Source organism: Marinicella litoralis (genome assembly GCF_002591915.1).
Lineage (GTDB): Bacteria > Pseudomonadota > Gammaproteobacteria > Xanthomonadales > Marinicellaceae > Marinicella > Marinicella litoralis.
The window spans coordinates 1-1,894 of record NZ_NIHB01000014.1 but is presented as its reverse complement, the minus strand read 5'-3'; the positions used below and the strand labels follow the sequence as shown (position 1 = coordinate 1,894).

The 1,894-nt window shown below is 43.2% G+C and carries 2 protein-coding genes; one reads left to right on the top strand and one right to left on the bottom strand.

Features of this window, described 5'->3' with window-relative positions; translation table 11 throughout:
• Positions 1-1,226, top strand: a 1,226-nt coding sequence (locus CCS90_RS14785) for an Ig-like domain-containing protein (protein WP_218961672.1), incomplete at its 5' end; no start/stop codon positions are given.
• A gap of 74 nt (positions 1,227-1,300) precedes the next feature.
• Here CCS90_RS14785 and pdxH read toward each other — a convergent pair.
• On the bottom strand, positions 1,301-1,894 hold a 594-nt coding region (pdxH, locus tag CCS90_RS14780), incomplete at its 5' end, for a pyridoxamine 5'-phosphate oxidase (protein ID WP_143751572.1).

The following is a 1,894-nucleotide window of genomic DNA, read 5'->3' as shown; positions in this document are numbered from 1 at the left end:
CAACCACTGCCGATGGTTCAGGTAACTTCTCTTGTTCTCCGGTTAATCCATTGCCAGCCGATGGCGATGTGATCAGTGTGATTGTGACCGATGAAAACGGTAACTCATCATCACCAACTCAAGTGACTGTTGATCAGAGCGCGCCAGCCGTCCCTGTAATCACAGCACCCATTACCAACACCACCATCAATGATAATTCACCATTGATCGTTGGTACCGGTGAAGTGGGCTCATTGATTACTGTCACAGGTCCTGACGGACAAACTTGTACGGACACAGTCGATCTTAATGGAGATTGGTCTTGTACTTTGGACGCACCATTGGCCGATGGTAGCAACACCATCACTGCAGTGGCTGAAGATGACCTAGGCAATGTTTCACAGCCTGACAGCATCACCATCGATGTAATCGATGGACAGCCTTATGAGCTTACTGTCAATGCACCAGCTGAATTGGTAACCACTGAAATGGGAGACACAGATACTTTTGAAGTTTCCTTACCATTAACTCCAACAGCAGATGTTACAGTTAACTTCTCCAGTAGCAATACCGATGAAGGCACTGTTTCACCAAGCACCGTAGTGTTCAATGCCAGCAACTGGAATGTTCCTGTGACAATCACTGTTACTGGTGTGGATGACGTCGTTTATGATCTTGATCAAAACTATCAAGTCATCATATCTGCACTCTCCTCTGGCGATGCGGATTACGATGGAATCAACCCTGATGATATTAATGCAGTAAACATTGATGATGATGAAAGTCCAGATTTGACGGCCTTCATCACCAACTGTGTTGCTGGAGTGCTGCCAACAGACAGTATGATCTATCGTTTATACATCAGCAATACGGGTAACAAAGACATCAATGGCGCCACGGTGGCAACTGTATTCAGTGACAAAATGTCAGTACCTTCTTGGATTTGCCAAGGCGCAGACTGTAATGGCTTGAGTGGAACTGGTAATTTAAATGAAATCGTCAACTTACCCGTTGGGTCGCAAATAACATACTTGTTTGATGCGGATGTAACTGGGGCATTGATGGAGTTCATTGATGTTGAAGGATCCGTCACCATGCCAATCAGTGAAACTGATGTAAACCCTGATGATAACGTGGCCTTTGACAGCGACTTGATTTATCAATTCTTATTCAAAGATGGCTTCGATTGTGCCTTACCAGGTACCGTTGGATCGACCAATAAATTATTTGAATCATTGAATAAATAAGCTCAATCATCAGAAAACAAAAAAGCCGGAATGAATCATCTTCCGGCTTTTTTTATTTTAGAATCAAAATTTAATTAAGGAGCCAATCGGTTAATCAACCAATGATCCTTATCCTTGGTATATTTAAATCGATCATGCAAACGACTGGCTCTGCCCTGCCAAAACTCATAGGACTCTGGGATAATTCTATACCCACCCCAAGCATCAGGTAATGGGACTTCACCCTCTTTGAACTTATCTTTGATTTGGTTCAACAAAGTGGTTAATACCTTGCGGCTTGAAATCACCTGGCTTTGTTCTGAAATCCATGCACCCAATTGGGATCCCCTGGGACGCGAGGCAAAGTATTTCAGTGATTCAACTTTAGATACCTTTTCAACGGCACCGCTGATTCTGACTTGTCGTTCCAAATCGAGCCAAGGAAAAAGGATGGATGCTTTTGGGTTCGACTGAATTTCTTGGGATTTCGCACTGTTGTAATTGGTAAAAAAAACAAACCCACGTTCATCAAATATTTTCAACAACACCGTTCTGACCTGTGGCATACCATCGGCTCTAACCGTGGCTATACTCATGGCATTGACTTCTTTTAGTTCAGCGGTTCTGGCCTGTTGGAACCATTTTTCAAACTGCTGCAATGGATTTGATAATAAATCAGCACGGTTTAA